The following is a 16743-nucleotide window of genomic DNA, read 5'->3' on the forward strand; positions in this document are numbered from 1 at the left end:
GACAGTAGCCGCGTTTGGTGGCTTGCCTATAATGCCAAAAGAAATTTGCCGTCCTCCGAACCCGCCGAGACCGCCGCATGAGCTCCCGGATTCCCGATTTCGCCTCGCTCGGCCTTTCCGGCCAGTCGTTCCAGGCGCCGCCGCCCCCGGTCGGCGAGCCGTGGATGACGCCCGAGGGCATCCCGGTGAAGGGGTTTTACGGCCCGCAGGACCGTGAGGGTCTGGAGGGGATCGGCTCGTTCCCCGGCCTGCCGCCCTACCTGCGCGGGCCCTATCCGGCGATGTACGTCACCCAGCCCTGGACGATCCGGCAGTACGCCGGCTTCTCCACGGCGGAGGATTCGAACGCGTTCTACCGGCGCAACCTCGCGGCGGGGCAAAAGGGCCTCTCGGTCGCCTTCGATCTCGCGACCCACCGCGGCTACGATTCGGACCATCCCCGCGTCTCGGGCGATGTCGGCATGGCGGGCGTCGCGATCGATTCGATCTACGACATGCGCACCCTGTTCTCCGGCATCCCGCTCGACGAGATGACCGTGTCGATGACGATGAACGGCGCGGTGCTGCCCGTGCTCGCGCTCTACATCGTCGCGGCCGAGGAGCAGGGCGTGCCGCCCGAGAAACTCGCGGGCACCATTCAGAATGATATCTTAAAAGAATTCATGGTCCGCAACACCTACATCTATCCCCCCAAGGGATCGATGCGGATCATCTCCGACATCTTCGGCTACACCTCCAAGAACATGCCGAAGTTCAACTCGATCTCGATCTCCGGCTACCACATGCAGGAGGCCGGGGCGACGCAGGATCTCGAACTTGCCTACACGCTCGCCGACGGCGTCGAGTACATCAAGGCGGGTCTGGCCGCGGGCCTGACCATCGACCAGTTCGCCCCGCGCCTGTCGTTCTTCTGGGCGATCGGAATGAACTTCTTCATGGAGATCGCCAAGATGCGGGCCGCGCGCCTGATCTGGGCCAAGCTCGTCAAGGAGTTCGACCCGAAGAACGACAAGTCGCTGCCCTTGCGCACCCATTCGCAGACGTCGGGCTGGTCGCTGACCGCGCAGGACGTGTTCAACAACGTCACCCGCACCTGCATCGAGGCGATGGCGGCGACCCAGGGCGGGACGCAGTCGCTGCACACCAACGCGCTCGACGAGGCCTTGGCCCTGCCGACCGATTTCTCGGCCCGCATCGCGCGGAACACCCAGCTCTTCCTCCAGCAGGAGAGCGGCACGACCCGCATCATCGATCCGTGGGGCGGCTCCTACTATGTCGAGCGCCTGACCCACGACATCGCCAAGCGCGCCTGGGAGCATATCCGCGAGGTCGACGAACTCGGCGGCATGGCGAAAGCCATCGAGGCCGGCATCCCGAAGCTCAGGATTGAGGAGGCGGCGGCCCGCGCACAGGCCCGGATCGATTCCGGCCGCCAGACGATCGTCGGCATCAACAAGTACAAGCCCGACGACGAGATGAAGATCGAGCTTCTGCGCGTCGACAACCACAACGTCCGCACGATGCAGATCGACAAGCTCAAGCGCCTGCGCTCCGAGCGCAACCAGGGCGACGTCGATGCGGCGCTCGCCGCGCTGACCAAGGCGGTGGAGACGAGCGACAACCTGCTCGAACTCGCGGTCAACGCGGCGCGGGCGAAGGCCACGGTCGGCGAGATCTCCGAGGCGCTGGAGAAGGCCTGGGGCCGGCACCGCGCCGAAATCCGCTCGATCTCGGGCGTCTACAAGCGGGAGGTGGGCGGCATGTCCCCGGTGGTGGAGAAGGTGCGCGGCCTCGTCGAGGCGTTCGAGGAGAACGACGGGCGCCGCCCGCGCATCCTCGTCGCCAAGATGGGCCAGGACGGGCACGACCGCGGCCAGAAGGTGATCGCCTCGGCGTTTGCCGACCTCGGCTTCGACGTGGATATCGGGCCGCTCTTCGCGACCCCGGCCGAGGCGGCGCGGCAGGCGGTGGAGAACGACGTGCACATCGTCGGCGTGTCCTCGCTGGCCGCCGGCCATCTCACCCTGGTGCCGGAGCTGAAGACCGCGCTGAAGGAGGAGGGCCGCGACGACGTGATGATCGTCATCGGCGGCGTGATCCCGCCGGGCGATTACGACGCGCTCTACGCCGCGGGCGCCTCGGCGATCTTCCCGCCCGGCACCGTCATCCCCGAAGCCGCGGTGAAGCTCCTGGGCGAACTCAACGACCGCCTCGGCTACGGCGAGCGGCAGGCGGCGGAGTAGCCGCCGCTGTCGGCTGCTTAAGCCTAACCGCTGGTTCGGCCGGTGCTCGCACAGGCGCGGGCCGGTTCCCCGTGGTGCGGCGCGGCACGTTGGGCTAAGACTCCTTCATTGAACGGGCGGCGACCGGCACCCCCACGGGGCGCGCGGGTCCGATCCGCCTTCGGCGACGGAGGGTTCGCGGTTCCGCCCCGGCGTGTTGCGCTGCGGCGGACGATCCCTTCGCAAACGGCCGGCATGGTTTGAGAGGGTTGTCGCGATGTCCGACGGGGGCCAGATTCTCCCTGTGATCCTGTGCGGGGGCTCGGGCACGCGGTTGTGGCCGGCCTCGCGCGAGAGCATGCCCAAGCAGTTCACGCCTCTGGTCGATCCGAATTCCTCGACCTTCCAGGCGACGGCCCGGCGCGTCGCCGACGCGGCGGTGTTCGCCCGCCCCACCGTCATCGCCTCCGCCGAATCCCGCTTCATCGTCGCCGAACAGCTCGCGCAGGCCGGGGTCTCCGCCGACATCGTGCTGGAGCCGGACCGGCGCGATTCCGCCGCCGCGGTCGCGGTCGCCGCGCTCCACGCCGCGCGGCAGGGGCCGGAGACGGTGGTGCTGATCCTGGCCGCCGACCACGTGATCGAGGACGCCGCCGCCTTCGCCGAGGCCGCGCGCCAAGCCGCCGCCGGGGCTCGCCTCGGCCAGATCATGACGCTCGGCATCGCGCCCCACCGCGCCGCGACCGATTACGGCTATATCCGCATGGGCGCCGCGGTGCCCGGCGCGCCCGGCGTCCACCGGGTCGAGCGCTTCGTCGAGAAGCCCGACGCCGCGGGTGCCGAGCGCCTGATCGACGAGGGCGCCCTGTGGAATTCGGGCTACTTCCTGTTCCGCGCCGACGTGATGATCGGCGAACTGGAGGCCTACGCCCCCGAGATTCTCGAAGCCGCCCGCGGGGCGCTGGAGGCCGCCACCACCGATCTCGACTTCGTGCGTCTCGACGGCACAGCCTTCTCGCGTGCGCCGAAAACCTCGATCGACTACGCCGTGATGGAGCGGACGGCGCGCGCGGGCGTGCTCAAGGTCTCGTTCGCGTGGTCGGACGTCGGCACCTGGGACGCGGTATGGCAGGTGCTGGAGCGCGACGCGCGGGGCAACGCCGTGCGCGGCCGGGTCGAGCTGGTCGAGACCACGGGCAGCCTCGTCCACAGCGAGGGCGAGGGGCTCACCACCGTGGTCGGCCTCGACGACGTGGTGGTGGTGGCGACCCCCGATGCCGTACTGGTCTCGTCGAAGTCGCATTCGGGCAAGGTCAAGGACCTCGTCGGCGTGCTGCGCGAAAAAGCCCACCCGGAGGCCGACGCCCACCGCCGGATGTACCGCCCCTGGGGCTGGTACCAGCGCATCGACATCGGCGAGCGCTTCCAGGTGAAGCGCATCATGGTGACGCCGGGCGGCCGGCTGTCGCTGCAAAAGCACTTCCACCGGGCCGAGCACTGGGTGGTGGTGAAGGGCACGGCCGAGGTGACGCTGAACGACCAGATCATCCTCGTCCACGAGAACGAGGCGGTCTATCTCCCCATCGGCTCGATGCACCGGCTGACCAACCCCGGCAAGATCCCGCTGGAGCTGATCGAGGTGCAGGTCGGCTCGTACACGGGCGAGGACGACATCATCCGCGTCGAGGATGTTTACGGGCGCTGACGCTTCGTTCTGCGCTCCGCCACCTTCATCCCACCCATTCCCCTCATCCTGAGGTGGCGGCGCGAAGCGTCGCCCTCGAAGGAGGGCTCCAGAAGTCTCAGCGATCCGCTGGAGCCCTCCTTCGAGGCTGCTGCGCAGCACCTCAGGATGAGGGGATTGGGTTGGATGAACCGACCCGGGTCAGCCCGCCTCGATCGTCCGCCCGGCCAGATGCCGGGCGAGCCGCGCCACCCCGGTCCGGCCCGTGCGCAGGCCGAGCTTGGTCCGCCGCCACAGGATGTCTTCGGGGGCGCGGGCCCATTCCGTGCGCACGAGATAATCGACCTCGCGGGCGGTCAGGCCGCCCTCGAACGTCTCGCCGAGGTCGGCGAGCGTCCGCGCGTCGCCGACGAGGTTTTTCGCGCGCGTTCCGTACGCACGGGCGAGTCTCAGCGACAAGGCATCGGGTAGGAACGGGTAGGTTTTCCGGAAAATCTCGAGAAACGCGTCGAAATCGCCGCCCGGAACGTCGCCGCCGGGCAGCGGCGCGGTGCCGGTCCAGCCGGGCTTGAGGCCGGGGAGGTTCAGCTTCTCCAGGGCATGCTCGGCGAGCCGCCGGTAGGTGGTGATCTTGCCGCCGAACACCGACAGCACCGGCGGGCCGTCGCTGTCGAGTTCCAGCACGTAGTCCCGCGTTACGGCCGACGCGGTCTCCGCCGCGTCGTCGTAGAGCGGGCGCACCCCCGAATAGCTCCACACCACGTCGTCCGGCCCGATTTCCCTGGAAAACGAGCGGTTTACGCAGTCGCAGAGGTAGCGGGTCTCCTCCGGAGAGATCGTCACCCGGCCGGGGCCGGCCTCGTAGGGCACGTCGGTGGTGCCGATCAGGGTGAAGTCGCGCTCGTAGGGAATCGCGAAGACGATGCGCCGGTCGGGTTGCTGCAGGATGTAGGCGTGATCCCCCTCGTAGAGTTTTCGCGTGACGATGTGGCTGCCCTTGACGAGCCGCACCTTCGGCCGCGCCTCGACCGAGAGCGTGCGCAGCAGCGTCTGCGCCACCCAGGGGCCGGCGGCGTTGACGATGGCTCGCGCCCGCACGCGCTCGCGCCGCCCGGTCTCGGCATCGTGCAGGGTCGCGGTCCAGGCGCTGTCCTCGCGCCGCGCCGACTCGACGTTGGTGCGGGTGCGGATGGCGGCGCCGCGCTCGGACGCGTCGAGGGCGTTGAGGACGACGAGGCGGCTGTCCTCGACCCAGCAATCTGAATAGGCGAAGCCCCGGGTCAGACGCCGTTGCAGCGGCGCGCCGACGCCCTCCGCGGTCAATTTGAGCGATTGCGAGCCCGGCAGCGCGCGCAGCCGCGAGAGGTGGTCGTAGAGAAACAGCCCGATCCGCAGGAGCCAGGCCGGGCGCAGACCGGAATCGTGCGGCAGCACGAAGCGTAGCGGCCAGATGATGTGGGGGGCAAGCCGCATCAGCCGCTCGCGCTCGGCCAGAGCCTCGCGCACCAAGCGGAATTCGTATTGTTCGAGGTAGCGCAGACCGCCGTGGATCAGCTTGGTCGAGGCCGACGAGGTGTGCTCGGCGAGATCACTCCGCTCGCACAGCAGCACCGACAGCCCGCGCCCGGCGGCGTCGCGGGCGATGCCCGCCCCGTTGATGCCGCCGCCGATGACGAGGAGGTCGTACACGTGGCTCACGGCCTCACAGCAAGTCCGCAAGGCTGATGGCGAGGCCGAGAAGCCCGAGGGCGCCGAGGAAGCGCCGCCACGGGTTGACCCCCCGGGCGACCTCGTCGGCGGCCCAGACGGCGAGGCCGACGAGCGCGACGATCCGCAAGACCAGGAAGAGCCATGGCGGCAGGCCGGGTGCCACAGCCCCCAGCACCCATTCCGCCGAGGAGGCCGCGATGAAGGTCCAGAGCGGCGTGTTCGGCCACTGGCCGATCACGATCTCTCCGGTGCTGCGGTCCCGGAAGGCCCAGTCGATGAAGTTTGGCAAGCGCCCGCTCAGATCGGCTGCGTGCCGCGCGCGGCGCGGATCGGCTCGCAGATCTGCGGGCTGATCTTGTCGAGATGCGGGCAGGCATTGGTCTCGTACCAGCCGCGCAGCTCCGGCTGCTTGGGCGCGACATACATCGCGGTCAGCACGAAGCCGCCCGCGATCAGGACGAGGAGGATGAGAAGGCTGCGCAAAGGACGGCTCCAATCGGGGGAGCCGGGTTGGCGGGCGCCCTCTCCGCGCAGACGCGCCAGGGCCGCCGGCGGTTCCCGCAGCTCTGCGGAGCGTCGGCCTACGGGGCCTGGGCCGGATTCCTCTGCCCGTCCATCAGGGTTTGCGGTCGCGATTCGCTGAGCGGGCCCTGGCTGCCGGGCAGGAGGCCCATGTTCTGCATCCAGATCATCATCAGGATGGCGGCGATCAGGCTCCCCAGCGACATCAGGAAGCCGAGGTTGCGCTGCCGCACCAAGATCAGGCCCAGCACGACGACCATGGCGATGGAGAGAAGGATCGTCAGCATGGCGTCTCGTCTCGCTCACACGCCCGCATACATCCGCCCCGGGTTGAACAGGCCGGCGGGATCGTGCGCCGCCTTGATGCCGGTGGTAAGGCGCATCAGCGGCTCGGGCAGGGGCTCGAACACCGGCACGGCAGCCCGCACGGTCTCGGGGGCGCGCACCAGGGTGGCGTGGCCGCCCGCCGCCCGCACCGCCTCGCGGATCGTGACGGTGCCGGCATCGTCGCCCGCGTCGGTGGCGAGCCAGATCAGGCCGCCGCCCCAATCGTAGAACCAGCGCGCGGACCGCTGGCGGGCGACCGCCGCGGTCACCTCCGGCCCGCGGCCCGGTACGGTGGAGATGCGCCAGACCGCCGCCTCGCGGGGCTCGGCGAGCAGCGCAGCATCGCGCACGGCGCGCCACAGGGCGGCGCTGTCCTCGCCCTCGATCAGGCTCGCCTCACCGCGGCGGCGGAGCAGGCGGCGCAGTTCGCCGAGGCGATACTCGACGGACTTCGAGAACCCCTCGATCCGCATCAGCGTGCGGGCCTCCGCCCCGCCGATCCCGGCGGGCAGGTGGGCGGCGCCGGTCAGCTCGAACGGCGAGCCGAGTGCTGCCGACAGCGCCTCGACCGCGGCGGCGTCGTCGAGGCCGTTCAGCACCAGGGTGACGACCCGCTCCTGTACGGGCAGCACCTTGAAGGTGACTTCCGTCAGCAGGCCGAGCGTGCCCCAGGAGCCCGCCATCAGCTTCACGAGGTCGAGGCCGGTGACGTTCTTCATCACGCGGCCCCCCGACTTGATCGCCTCGCCGCGTCCGTTGACGAAGCGCACGCCGATCAGGCTGTCGCGGGCCGCGCCCGCGTTGATCCGCCGGGGACCGGAATTGTTGATCGCCGCCACCGCGCCGAAGGTCGGCGCCCCGGTGGAGCCGAGGAGCGGCCGGTGTTCCATCGGCTCGAAAGGCAGCATCTGGCCGCGCTCGGCCAGCAGCGCCTCGACCTCGGCGAGCGGCGTGCCGGCGCGCGCGCCCACCACCATCTCGGCGGGCTCGTAGAGGGTGATGCCGGTGAGCCCCGTGCTCGCCAGCGTCGCCTCGTCCTGCGGCGGGCGGCCGAACGCGGCCTTGGTGTTGCCCCCGACCAGCCGCAGCCGCTCGGACCGGCCGGCGGCCTGCGCGACGATGGCCGTCGCCTCCTCCTCGCTCGCCGGCGCGTATGTCGTCATGATCCCGGTTTCCGTCCCGCCGGGCCTTTTTGGAATGGCCCTCTCAGGGGACAAAGCCCGGATCGGGGGGCGGTGGCAAGGGCGGTACGACAGTTGGGTCGCCCTCTCGCCGCTGCGACCCTGCCGACGAAGGAACGGCCCCGCGTGGGCGGAGCCGCCTCGACGTGCGCAGGTGAGCCGGCCGTCCCGTCGTCAGGCCGTGCGCCCGAGCTCGGCCCAATCGATCGCTTCCACCGGCGCGACCCAGCGAGGGAGGGCCGGGGCGGTCAGCATCAGCCGCAGGAACAGCGTCCCTCGGCATCCCGCCCACAGCTCGGGCGGCAGCACCGCCTCGCCGCGGGTCCAGCGCGTGCCGGCCTCGGCGGCGTGGAAGCCCTCACGGAGGCGGGGATCGTCCAGGGCGACGACGCGGGCGCCGGTCAGCCCGTCGTCGATCGTCAGCGCCGCCAGCGGGAGGCCAAGCGGCCGGTCGTCGGTCGAGCCGGGGATGACATGGGTCGGCACGCTGACGGCCGAGACAAGGCGTAGGTCGCGGACGCCGGCCGGGAGGACGAAGCGGGCGGTGAGGTCGAACACCTCGGGATGAACCACGCGCCCGTCGGCGACGAGGTGCAGTCCGGCGAAGGTGTCCTCGACCCGGCGCCAGCCGAGCGCCTCGGCGCGCTCCGCAAGCCGGGCACGGACCAGATCGACCAGAGGCCCTGCCTCGTGGAACGGCCGGCAGAAGGGCAGGGGGCCTTCCGGGCGGGCATCGGGGGCGGCCAGAAGATCGGTGGCGTCGGTGTCGGCGAAGAAGCGGCGGTTGCCGCAATCGAGGTAGCTTTCAGCCGCAAGGCCCTCGACGATAAGCAGGTCGTGGCTGTCGAGTTCGACGTGCCAGTAGGTGACGCTCTCGGCCGCAACCTGGGAGACGGTGGTGCCGTTGACGAGGCGGATGGCCGGAATCAGGATTTCGCCGAGCACGTCCACGGCGATGGCGTGGGCGGGCGACACGAACAGGTCGCGGGCCGGGCGGCCCTCACTGAAGGCGTGCGCGGCGATGCGTACGGGCTGCCAGTCGGTCCGGCCCTGGCAGCGAACCGTGCGGTGGCCGATCCAGCGGATCGGGCGGGCCGCGCCGGAGACGGTCACGGCCAGATCGCCGACCCGCAGATGCTCGACCGCTACTTCGCCGCGGCGCGTTCGGATCGACGAGCCGGCGGCATAGCAGACGAGATTGTACGGGCTGGCAGTGGTCGGCCGGCTCGTGTTCAGGCTATAGAAGTTGTTCGTATAGAGATAGTATGGACCTTGACCGTTCGAGCTGGCCGAAACGATGACGTCGCTGTTGTCCGTCGTCCTCCGATAGTAATACAGCGTTGCTGCATTGTCGTCATCGTAGAAGCGATCGTTCGGGATATCGCCGAGGAGGTTCGGATCGTCGTTCGAGCCGTCGCTGAGATCCTGGAAATCCGTCGTCGCATTGGTGTTGGGCGACGGGCCGGAAATAATAGCGTTCTGATTGGCGTCGAAGGTAACGGGGTAGATGTTGTCGAATGCACGAAGCTCTTCTGACGTCGGCATCGTACGGGTCTCCGGTCGATGATCCGCGCGAATCAAAGACGGCGGCGCGGGTAATTCGTTCTGTGCGTGAGCGAACGAAATGTATCATCGGCCGGCGCTTCGGTCGTCCGAAGGTTGTCGCGGAAACGCTTTGCGTAAGTCGCTGTGACGCATCGGTCACAGATGCGTGATCCGCCAAACCGCGAGGAAGCATCCCGCGCACCCGGTCGGACGTGGTCTCTTGGAGGGGCGCGTCTGGGCCCGTCGCTACTCCGCCGCAGCCGGCAGCCCCGACTGCCGTCGCTCCATCACGGCGCTGCGCAGGCCCGCGATGTCGAGGAGCCAGACCAGCGCGCCGTAGACCAGCACGCCCGTGCCGATGCAGGCCGGCAGCGCCAGCCAGGGGGCGAGGGTGCGAAGGGGCCAGACCGCGGCGGCCATCGCGACGGTGGCGAGGGCCGCCGTCGCGATGTCGCGCCAGGGGAGGGCGATGCGGGTCGGGCCGGTCAGCGCCAGGACGGCGAGGAGGCCGAAGGCGGCGAGGAAGCCCAGCGTCTGGGCGACGGCGATGCCGGTGCCGCCGTAGGAGCCCGCGAGCGCCAGCAAGGCCAGCGCGTTGACGAGCGCGCCGAACAGGGCGGCGGCGATCACCGGCATGGTGCGGCGGCGGATCTGGAAGACCGGGTTGAGGGCGTAGTTCATGGCCGCGAAGGCGACGAGGCCCGGCAGCATCGGCAGCAGGTAGGCGGTGAAGTGGCCACGGAAGGCGTCGGGGACCACGATGGCCTCCAGCGCGGGCAGCACCGCCCAGACCCCGGCCGCGCTCGGCAGGATCAGGGCGGCGACCACCGCGAGGTTGCGGGCGACCTGGGCCTCGCCGGCCTGACGTCCGCCTTCCTCCTCCGCCCGTACCGCAATCTGGAACAGCAGCACATCGAGCGCCGCGCCGAGCGTGCCGAAGATGCGGGTGCCGATGTCGGAGGCGAGCGAGAAGTAGCCGGACTCGGAAAACCCGCCGACGGCCGCGATGGCGCTGCGGTTGGCAAACGGCAGGAGCTGATAGACGACGTTGGCCGCGATCAGCGGTAGGCCGTAGGTGACGAAGACCCGCAGCATCGTGCGCCCGCGCTCGGCGTCCGGGCGGTGGCGCGGATCGGTGAGGCCGCGATGGATCAGGATCGCGGCGAGGAACTGGCTGACGCCCGCCGCCGCGATCACCGCGGTGGCGTCTCCCGTCGCCCAGGCGGTGCCGACCATGAGGACGAGGGCGAGCCCGCTCTTGACCAGCACCAGCTTGAGATAGAGCCCGCCGATGAAGCGGGCGCGGGCCAGCGTCGTCTGGTAGTCGAAGAAGCCGATGCCGATGGCGGTGGCGACCGCCGCGGCGGCGAGCGTCGCGGGCGGGCCGGCGATGGGGCGCCCGGCAAGGCAGAGTAGGGTCGCGGCGACGAGGCAGAGCGCGGTCGCGGCGTAGGCCCGGTCGAGCACGGCGCGGATCCACGGCTCCTCGCCGCGCACCCGCTCGGAATAGAACCGCGTCGCCGACAGCCGCAGCCACTCGAAGAACAGGGTGGTGAGCACCACCGAGCCGGCGATGCCGAGCGCGAAGCGGCCGAAATCCGCCGGGCCGAGGATCTGCGCCAGCAGCAGGCCGAGGGCGAGGTTCAGGACCGCGTTGACGACGTAGGCTGCGATGACCGCCATGGGCTTCGGGTGTTTCCTGAGCGCAGGAGCGTGTGCCGGACGGTTGAGACGGATTTACGTCAGCGGGGCGCTACGCAAGGCGGCGGCCGGAGCGCTCGCGGTGATGTGCGCGGGGCGCAGGGCCACCTCACGGTAGATGCGCTCCAGCCGGTCGAGATGGCGGTCGAGCGTCAGCGGGTCGGCCCAGAACCCATCGTAGGCGGCCCGGCTCATGGCCCGGGCGGTGGTGTCGTCGGACAGCCGCGTCATCGCGGCGGCCAGCGAGGCGGGATCGCCCGAGCGGAACCACAGGCCGCTGATGCCGTCCGCCACCGCCTCGCGGCCCGCGCAGATGTCGCTGACGATCACCGGAGTGCCGAGCGCCAGCGATTCCAGCACGGTGAGCGGCTGGCCTTCGTACCAGACGGAAGGGAAAACCAGGGCGCGGGCGGCCCGCAACTGCCGCTTCACGCCCGCCGGGTCGTGCCAGCCGAGGAACTCGGCCTCCGGATAGGCTGCTTCCAGCTCGGCCCGCTGCGGGCCGTCGCCGACGAAGATCGCGCGCTGGCCCGACAGCCGCGCGGCCTGCGCGAACAGCCCGGCGCCCTTTTCCGCCGAGAGGCGGCCGACGAAGACGAAGCCGCCGGGTTCACCGTCTTCCTTGTGGCCCAGCGGCTCGGCATCGATCGGGTTGCCGACATCGTACCATTGCGTGTCGGCGGGCAGGTGCGGCGCCAGCACCTCGCGCTGGAGCCGGCTGATGGTGATGACCGCGGCGAGGTTGTCGATCATGCCGGTGTTGCGCATCAGCACATGGCGGCCGACCCGCATCAGCTTGCGGGCGTAGCCGCGGGAATCGCAGTTGTGCGAGACGCAAGCTAGCGAGACCGGGGCCCGATGGCAGGCCGCCGAGACGGGGTAGTCGTAGAAGCCGCCGTTGGGACAGGCGAGGTAGTACTCGTGCATGGTGAACACGACCGGCGCCTTGCTGCCGGCCAGCACCGGCCCGATCGAGGGCGAGAGCGCCTTGGCCCAGGCATGGACGTGGACGACCGTCTCCTCCGGGTCGTGGCGGGCGAGGAGTTCGCCCAGCGCCGCCGCCGCCTTCTGGTTCCATAGCCACTGCACGCCGAAGCGGGCCAGCGAGTTCGTGGTCGTGACATCGACCTGATCGAGCAGGATCGTCTCGATGCCCGCAGGCCCCATCCGCGGATCGGCCGGGCCGACGGCGGCGAAGAAGGTGACCGCATGGCCGCGTGCGGCGAGACCCAAAGCGCTCTCAATGGCGACCTTGGCCTGCCCGCCGTTGATGTGGGCGTGATCCGCCACGACGATGATCGGCATCGGGCGCGGCCTATTTGCGGGCGATGACGTAGGCGAAGCTGGTGAAGGTGCGCCAGTCGCGCGCCCGCGCCACCCTGGTGAAGGCGGCATCGACCTGCTTGAGCCCAGGAATCTTCCAGAAGTAGCTGTAGCCGTAGAACGGCAGCACCACGACCTCGCGGAATCCGATCTCCTTCAGCACGGGCGCGATCACCGCCTCGCTGCCGCGGCAGAGATTGTAGTGGGCCGGGAATTTCGGGTTGTCGCCGTCGTCGGCGCGGTCCGGGAACAGGGTGTGCAGCACCGCGCGCGACAGGCGCTCGGGCATGATCTGGTTGGCGGCAAACGGCGGCGCGAACAGTGTCGGAAAGAAGCTCAGCGCCACGCCGCCGGGAGCCAGCAGATCGTGGACGTTGCGCCACATCTGCGCGACGTCGGGCACGTGCTCCATCACCATCCGGCAATAGGCGAAGTCGAACTGCTCGCGACCGGTGGCCTGAACCGTGTCCTTCGCGGCGATGTCGCAGCAAAGCTTGGAGAAGGCAGGGGGCGCCAGATCGAGTTCGCGCTGCGACAGGTCGTTGATCGTCACCGCGATGTCGTACTCGGTCAGTTCCGCCGGGCCGAACACCGGATCGCGCCCGCCGCCGATCTCGAGGTGGTGGCGCAGGCCGTATTCCCGGCTGAGCGCCAGGATCATGGCCTTGTAGTTCTCCCACGACCAGTTCCAGTCGGGCGAGTAGCCGAGATCGTCGGCGATGCCTTTCAGACTGCGCGGAGCGAAGGTCTGGACCGGCTGCGCGATCTCGAAATTGTGGCGGACGTTCATCGGGCAAACCCCAATCGTGCGGCTGGCGCCGACGATGGGGGCACGCGATTTCGAAACGATTAAGTGGGGTTTCCGGAGTGTCCGAGGTGCGCGGGTCTCGCTCCGGATGCTGTCCAAGACCTTAAACGCCGAGTTTCAATCGGCCCCTCCCGTCCACCCCCCTCATCCTGAGGTGCGCAGCCGAAGGCGGCGCCTCGAAGGAGGGCTCCAGAAGTCGCGCGGCTGGCTGGAGCCCTGCTTCGAGGCCGCATGCGCGGCACATCAGCATGAGGGGGAGAGGTGGGACGAGGCGGCGTCTACAGCCACCCCTTCGACTTGAAATACACCAGCGGCACGATCGCCGAGATCGCGATCAGCGCGAGCCCGTAGGGGTAGCCGTAGACCCAATCCAGCTCCGGCATGTGCTTGAAGTTCATGCCGTACATCGACGCCACCAGCGTCGGCGGCACGCCGACCACCGAGACGACGGTGAGGATGCGGAAGGCGTTGTTCTGCTCGACGTTGATGAGCCCGAGCGTCGCGTCGAGGAGGAACTGCACCGTCTCGGAGAGTCGGTTCTCGAACTCGTCGAGGGAGGCGATGTCGCGGGCCACGGTCTCGAAGCGGGGGGCGTCGCCCTCGTCGAGGTGCTGGCCGCATTCGCCCTTGGCGAAGGCGACGATGCGTTCCAGGCCGAGCAGGCTGGCGCGGACCTTCGAGAGCGACTTGCCGTAACGCCCGATCGAGCGCAGCAGGCGCCGCAGCGCGAGGTCGCGGCGCTTCGGGGCGCTGGCGTCGCCCTTGCGGGCGCCGGGACGGGCGCTGGCGTCGAAGTCGAAGATGCGGGTCGAGAGGTTGTCGAGGTCGGCCGACATCTCCTCCAACAGGTCCGCGAGGTTGTCGACCAGTTCCTCGACGACCAGCAGGAACATCCGGGCGCCGGTGCTGCCGTCGCCGTCCTCCTCGTCCACCCGTTTGCGCACCGCCGCGAAGGCCCGCATGTCGTGGTAGCGCACGGTGACGAGGTGCGTCTTGTTCAGGAGGAAGCCGAGCGGCTTCAGGGTGAAGTCCGAGCGGTCGAAGGTCACCATCGGCGTGGACAGCGAGATGCCGTCGCGGTTGCGCCGCAGCCGGCTCGACAGCTCGACTTCGCTCAGCGCGGCGCGGGAGGGCACGCGGATGCCGGTCTTCTCCTCGACGCGGGCCGCTTCCTCCGCGGTCGGATCGTCCAGGTCGATCCAGACCGCGTGATCCGGCAGGGGGGCGGCGCCGTGCAGGCGGCTCGCATCGACCGCCCCTTGCGGCCCGTGGAGGCTCATCATCGGAAAGGGATGCCCCGGATTCGTGGGATCGGAGAATGTCTCCGCACCGTCGGGCGGGCGCGGGAGATGCGGCGTCTTGACTCGAAACGGGCCTGCGCCTATCTCGCGGCCGTCGTTGGCACTCACGCAACGAGAGTGCTAACAGCCAGGGTAGGCGCGGTCGCTCGGGCCGCATCAAGACCAACCGCTATTCCGAAGCAAGAGGGTAGCTCATGAACTTCCGTCCGCTCCACGACCGCGTCGTCGTTCGCCGTATCGAGGGTGAAGAGAAGACGAAGGGCGGGATCATCATCCCGGATACCGCCAAGGAGAAGCCGCAGGAGGGCGAGATCGTCGCCGTCGGTTCGGGCGCCCGTGACGAGCAGGGCCGCGTCAACGCCCTCGACGTCAAGGTCGGCGACCGCGTCCTGTTCGGCAAGTGGTCGGGCACCGAGGTCAAGATCGACGGCCAGGATCTCCTCATCATGAAGGAATCCGACATCATGGGCGTCGTCGCCGCCTAAGGCCGCGCCCGCTTCATCCGCCCTTCGAGATCGCCGCGGCTGATCTCGGGGCTCCTTTCCCAAATTCGAGGTAGTACTCACATGGCAGCGAAAGACGTTCGTTTCTCCGCCGACGCTCGCGACAAGATGCTGCGCGGCGTCGACATCCTCGCCGACGCGGTGAAGGTGACGCTGGGCCCGAAGGGCCGCAACGTCGTGATCGAGAAGAGCTTTGGCGCCCCGCGCATCACCAAGGACGGCGTCACCGTCGCCAAGGAGATCGAGCTGGCCGACAAGTTCGAGAACATGGGCGCCCAGATGGTGCGCGAAGTGGCCTCGAAGACCAACGACATCGCCGGTGACGGCACCACCACCGCGACCGTCCTGGCCCAGGCCATCGTCCGCGAGGGCGCCAAGTACGTCGCCGCCGGCATCAACCCGATGGACCTGAAGCGCGGCATCGATCTGGCCACCCAGGCCGCCGTGAAGGACATCACCAACCGCGCCAAGAAGGTCGCCTCGTCCGACGAGGTCGCCCAGGTCGGCACGATCTCCGCCAACGGCGACAAGGAGATCGGCGAGATGATCGCCCACGCCATGCAGAAGGTGGGCAACGAGGGCGTCATCACCGTCGAGGAGGCCAAGACCGCCGAGACCGAGCTCGACGTCGTCGAGGGCATGCAGTTCGACCGCGGCTACCTCTCGCCGTACTTCGTGACCAACGCCGAGAAGATGGTCGCCGAGCTGGAAGACCCCTACATCCTCATCCACGAGAAGAAGCTGTCGTCGCTCCAGGCGATGCTGCCGGTGCTCGAGGCCGTGGTGCAGACCGGCAAGCCGCTCGTCATCATCGCCGAGGACATCGAGGGCGAGGCGCTGGCCACGCTCGTGGTCAACAAGCTGCGCGGCGGCCTCAAGGTCGCGGCCGTGAAGGCGCCGGGCTTCGGCGACCGCCGCAAGGCGATGCTCGAGGACATCGCGATCCTGACCAAGGGCCAGATGATCGCCGAGGATCTCGGCATCAAGCTCGAGAACGTGACGCTCCCCATGCTCGGCCGCGCCAAGCGCGTGCGCATCGAGAAGGAGAACACCACGATCATCGACGGTCTCGGCGAGAAGGACGACATCGAGGCCCGCGTCGGCCAGATCAAGGCGCAGATCGACGAGACCACCTCGGACTACGATCGTGAGAAGCTGCAGGAGCGTCTGGCCAAGCTCGCGGGCGGCGTGGCGGTGATCCGCGTCGGCGGCGCGACCGAGGTCGAGGTCAAGGAGAAGAAGGACCGCGTGGACGACGCGCTCAACGCCACCCGCGCCGCGGTGGAAGAGGGCATCGTCCCCGGCGGCGGCACCGCGCTGCTGCGGGCCAAGAAGGCGGTCGCCGAGCTGAAGTCCGACGTTCCGGACGTGCAGGCCGGCATCAAGATCGTCCTCAAGGCGCTTGAGGCCCCGATCCGCCAGATCGCCCAGAACGCGGGCGTCGAGGGCTCGATCGTCGTCGGCAAGATCACCGACAAGACCGACTCCGAGACCTTCGGCTTCAACGCCCAGACCGAAGAGTACGTCGACATGATCCAGGCCGGCATCGTCGACCCGGCCAAGGTCGTGCGCACCGCCCTTCAGGACGCCGCCTCGGTGGCCGGCCTGCTGGTGACCACGGAAGCCATGGTCGCCGACGCGCCGAAGAAGGACAGCGGCGCCCCGGCGATGCCGGGCGGCGGCGGCATGGGCGGCATGGACTTCTAAGTCCTTAGCCGTTCGTTGAAACAGGGAAAGGGGTCGCCGAGAGGCGGCCCCTTTTCTTTTGGGGGGCGGGTCCCCTCCCCGTAAGGGCAGGGCTATCGCATTTGGGTGATGAGGTCGGCGAGGAAGTCGTCATCCCATCCGGCGAGCTGTCGCTTGGTGTGCAGGGAGCCCTTGGCGGTGTCCTGGCGCAGGATGGCGAGGGCCAGTCG

14 protein-coding genes are annotated in these 16743 nt (G+C 69.2%); 4 read left to right on the forward strand and 10 right to left on the reverse strand.

The features are described 5' to 3' along the window. Window positions 1-77 precede the first annotated feature (77 nt). Together scpA and AAHG03_RS23260 are read left to right on the forward strand one after the other, a co-directional pair. Window positions 78-2243, forward strand: coding sequence for a methylmalonyl-CoA mutase (gene scpA, locus AAHG03_RS23255; RefSeq protein ID WP_342153584.1), 2166 nt, complete (start codon window positions 78-80; stop codon window positions 2241-2243). A gap of 256 nt (window positions 2244-2499) precedes the next feature. Then, complete coding sequence (locus tag AAHG03_RS23260) at window positions 2500-3927, forward strand: mannose-1-phosphate guanylyltransferase/mannose-6-phosphate isomerase (RefSeq protein ID WP_342153585.1); 1428 nt, start codon at window positions 2500-2502, stop codon at window positions 3925-3927. Between the two features lie 180 nt (window positions 3928-4107). On the opposite strand, the gene glpD is transcribed toward AAHG03_RS23260, so the two are convergent. From glpD to AAHG03_RS23310, 10 genes are all read right to left on the reverse strand, one after another. Next, window positions 4108-5604, reverse strand: a complete 1497-nt coding sequence (gene glpD / locus AAHG03_RS23265; RefSeq protein WP_342153586.1) for a glycerol-3-phosphate dehydrogenase — start codon at window positions 5602-5604, stop codon at window positions 4108-4110. A gap of 4 nt (window positions 5605-5608) precedes the next feature. After that, window positions 5609-5905 (reverse strand): hypothetical protein, encoded by a 297-nt coding sequence (locus tag AAHG03_RS23270; RefSeq protein WP_342153587.1) that lies wholly within the window; start codon window positions 5903-5905, stop codon window positions 5609-5611. An 8-nt stretch (window positions 5906-5913) separates the two neighbouring features. Then, window positions 5914-6099, reverse strand: coding sequence for a hypothetical protein (locus AAHG03_RS23275; RefSeq protein ID WP_342153588.1), 186 nt, complete (start codon window positions 6097-6099; stop codon window positions 5914-5916). 98 nt (window positions 6100-6197) lie between these two features. Further along, window positions 6198-6425 carry a hypothetical protein gene (locus tag AAHG03_RS23280; protein ID WP_342153589.1) on the reverse strand — a complete coding sequence of 76 codons (228 nt, stop codon included), beginning with the start codon at window positions 6423-6425 and terminating at the stop codon, window positions 6198-6200. Window positions 6426-6440: 15 nt separating this feature from the next. Further along, window positions 6441-7628: a glycolate oxidase subunit GlcE gene (gene glcE / locus AAHG03_RS23285; protein WP_342153590.1), complete on the reverse strand. Its 1188-nt coding sequence runs from the start codon at window positions 7626-7628 to the stop codon at window positions 6441-6443. 192 nt (window positions 7629-7820) lie between these two features. Next, window positions 7821-9191: a Hint domain-containing protein gene (locus tag AAHG03_RS23290; protein ID WP_342153591.1), complete on the reverse strand. Its 1371-nt coding sequence runs from the start codon at window positions 9189-9191 to the stop codon at window positions 7821-7823. A 246-nt stretch (window positions 9192-9437) separates the two neighbouring features. Next, window positions 9438-10874: a lipopolysaccharide biosynthesis protein gene (locus tag AAHG03_RS23295; protein WP_342153592.1), complete on the reverse strand. Its 1437-nt coding sequence runs from the start codon at window positions 10872-10874 to the stop codon at window positions 9438-9440. Window positions 10875-10928: 54 nt separating this feature from the next. After that, window positions 10929-12197 carry a glycosyltransferase family 4 protein gene (locus tag AAHG03_RS23300; protein ID WP_342153593.1) on the reverse strand — a complete coding sequence of 423 codons (1269 nt, stop codon included), beginning with the start codon at window positions 12195-12197 and terminating at the stop codon, window positions 10929-10931. A 10-nt stretch (window positions 12198-12207) separates the two neighbouring features. Further along, entirely contained in the window at window positions 12208-13005 is a 798-nt protein-coding gene (locus AAHG03_RS23305; protein WP_342153594.1) for a class I SAM-dependent methyltransferase, read from the reverse strand. Between the two features lie 296 nt (window positions 13006-13301). Beyond that, window positions 13302-14306: a magnesium transporter CorA family protein gene (locus AAHG03_RS23310; protein ID WP_342153595.1), complete on the reverse strand. Its 1005-nt coding sequence runs from the start codon at window positions 14304-14306 to the stop codon at window positions 13302-13304. Window positions 14307-14518: 212 nt separating this feature from the next. Here AAHG03_RS23310 and groES point away from each other — a divergent pair, with 212 nt between their 5' ends. Together groES and groL are read left to right on the forward strand one after the other, a co-directional pair. Beyond that, window positions 14519-14809, forward strand: a complete 291-nt coding sequence (gene groES / locus AAHG03_RS23315; RefSeq protein ID WP_342153596.1) for a co-chaperone GroES — start codon at window positions 14519-14521, stop codon at window positions 14807-14809. Between the two features lie 81 nt (window positions 14810-14890). Further along, on the forward strand, window positions 14891-16534 hold the full coding sequence (gene groL, locus AAHG03_RS23320; protein WP_342153597.1) for a chaperonin GroEL: 1644 nt from the start codon (window positions 14891-14893) through the stop codon (window positions 16532-16534). Window positions 16535-16743: the final 209 nt, after the last annotated feature.

This window comes from Methylorubrum subtropicum, assembly GCF_038442325.1.
GTDB classification, from domain to species: domain Bacteria; phylum Pseudomonadota; class Alphaproteobacteria; order Rhizobiales; family Beijerinckiaceae; genus Methylobacterium; species Methylobacterium subtropicum.

Coding starts and splice junctions, on each gene's coding strand:
- AAHG03_RS23260 (WP_342153585.1), top strand. CDS start 2,500: ATGTCCGACGGGGGCCAGATTCTCCCTGTGATCCTGTGCGGGGGCTCG.
- groES (WP_342153596.1), top strand. CDS start 14,519: ATGAACTTCCGTCCGCTCCACGACCGCGTCGTCGTTCGCCGTATCGAG.
- glcE (WP_342153590.1), bottom strand. CDS start 7,628: ATGACGACATACGCGCCGGCGAGCGAGGAGGAGGCGACGGCCATCGTC.
- AAHG03_RS23305 (WP_342153594.1), bottom strand. CDS start 13,005: ATGAACGTCCGCCACAATTTCGAGATCGCGCAGCCGGTCCAGACCTTC.
- AAHG03_RS23295 (WP_342153592.1), bottom strand. CDS start 10,874: ATGGCGGTCATCGCAGCCTACGTCGTCAACGCGGTCCTGAACCTCGCC.
- groL (WP_342153597.1), top strand. CDS start 14,891: ATGGCAGCGAAAGACGTTCGTTTCTCCGCCGACGCTCGCGACAAGATG.
- AAHG03_RS23300 (WP_342153593.1), bottom strand. CDS start 12,197: ATGCCGATCATCGTCGTGGCGGATCACGCCCACATCAACGGCGGGCAG.
- scpA (WP_342153584.1), top strand. CDS start 78: ATGAGCTCCCGGATTCCCGATTTCGCCTCGCTCGGCCTTTCCGGCCAG.
- AAHG03_RS23280 (WP_342153589.1), bottom strand. CDS start 6,425: ATGCTGACGATCCTTCTCTCCATCGCCATGGTCGTCGTGCTGGGCCTG.
- AAHG03_RS23290 (WP_342153591.1), bottom strand. CDS start 9,191: ATGCCGACGTCAGAAGAGCTTCGTGCATTCGACAACATCTACCCCGTT.
- AAHG03_RS23310 (WP_342153595.1), bottom strand. CDS start 14,306: ATGATGAGCCTCCACGGGCCGCAAGGGGCGGTCGATGCGAGCCGCCTG.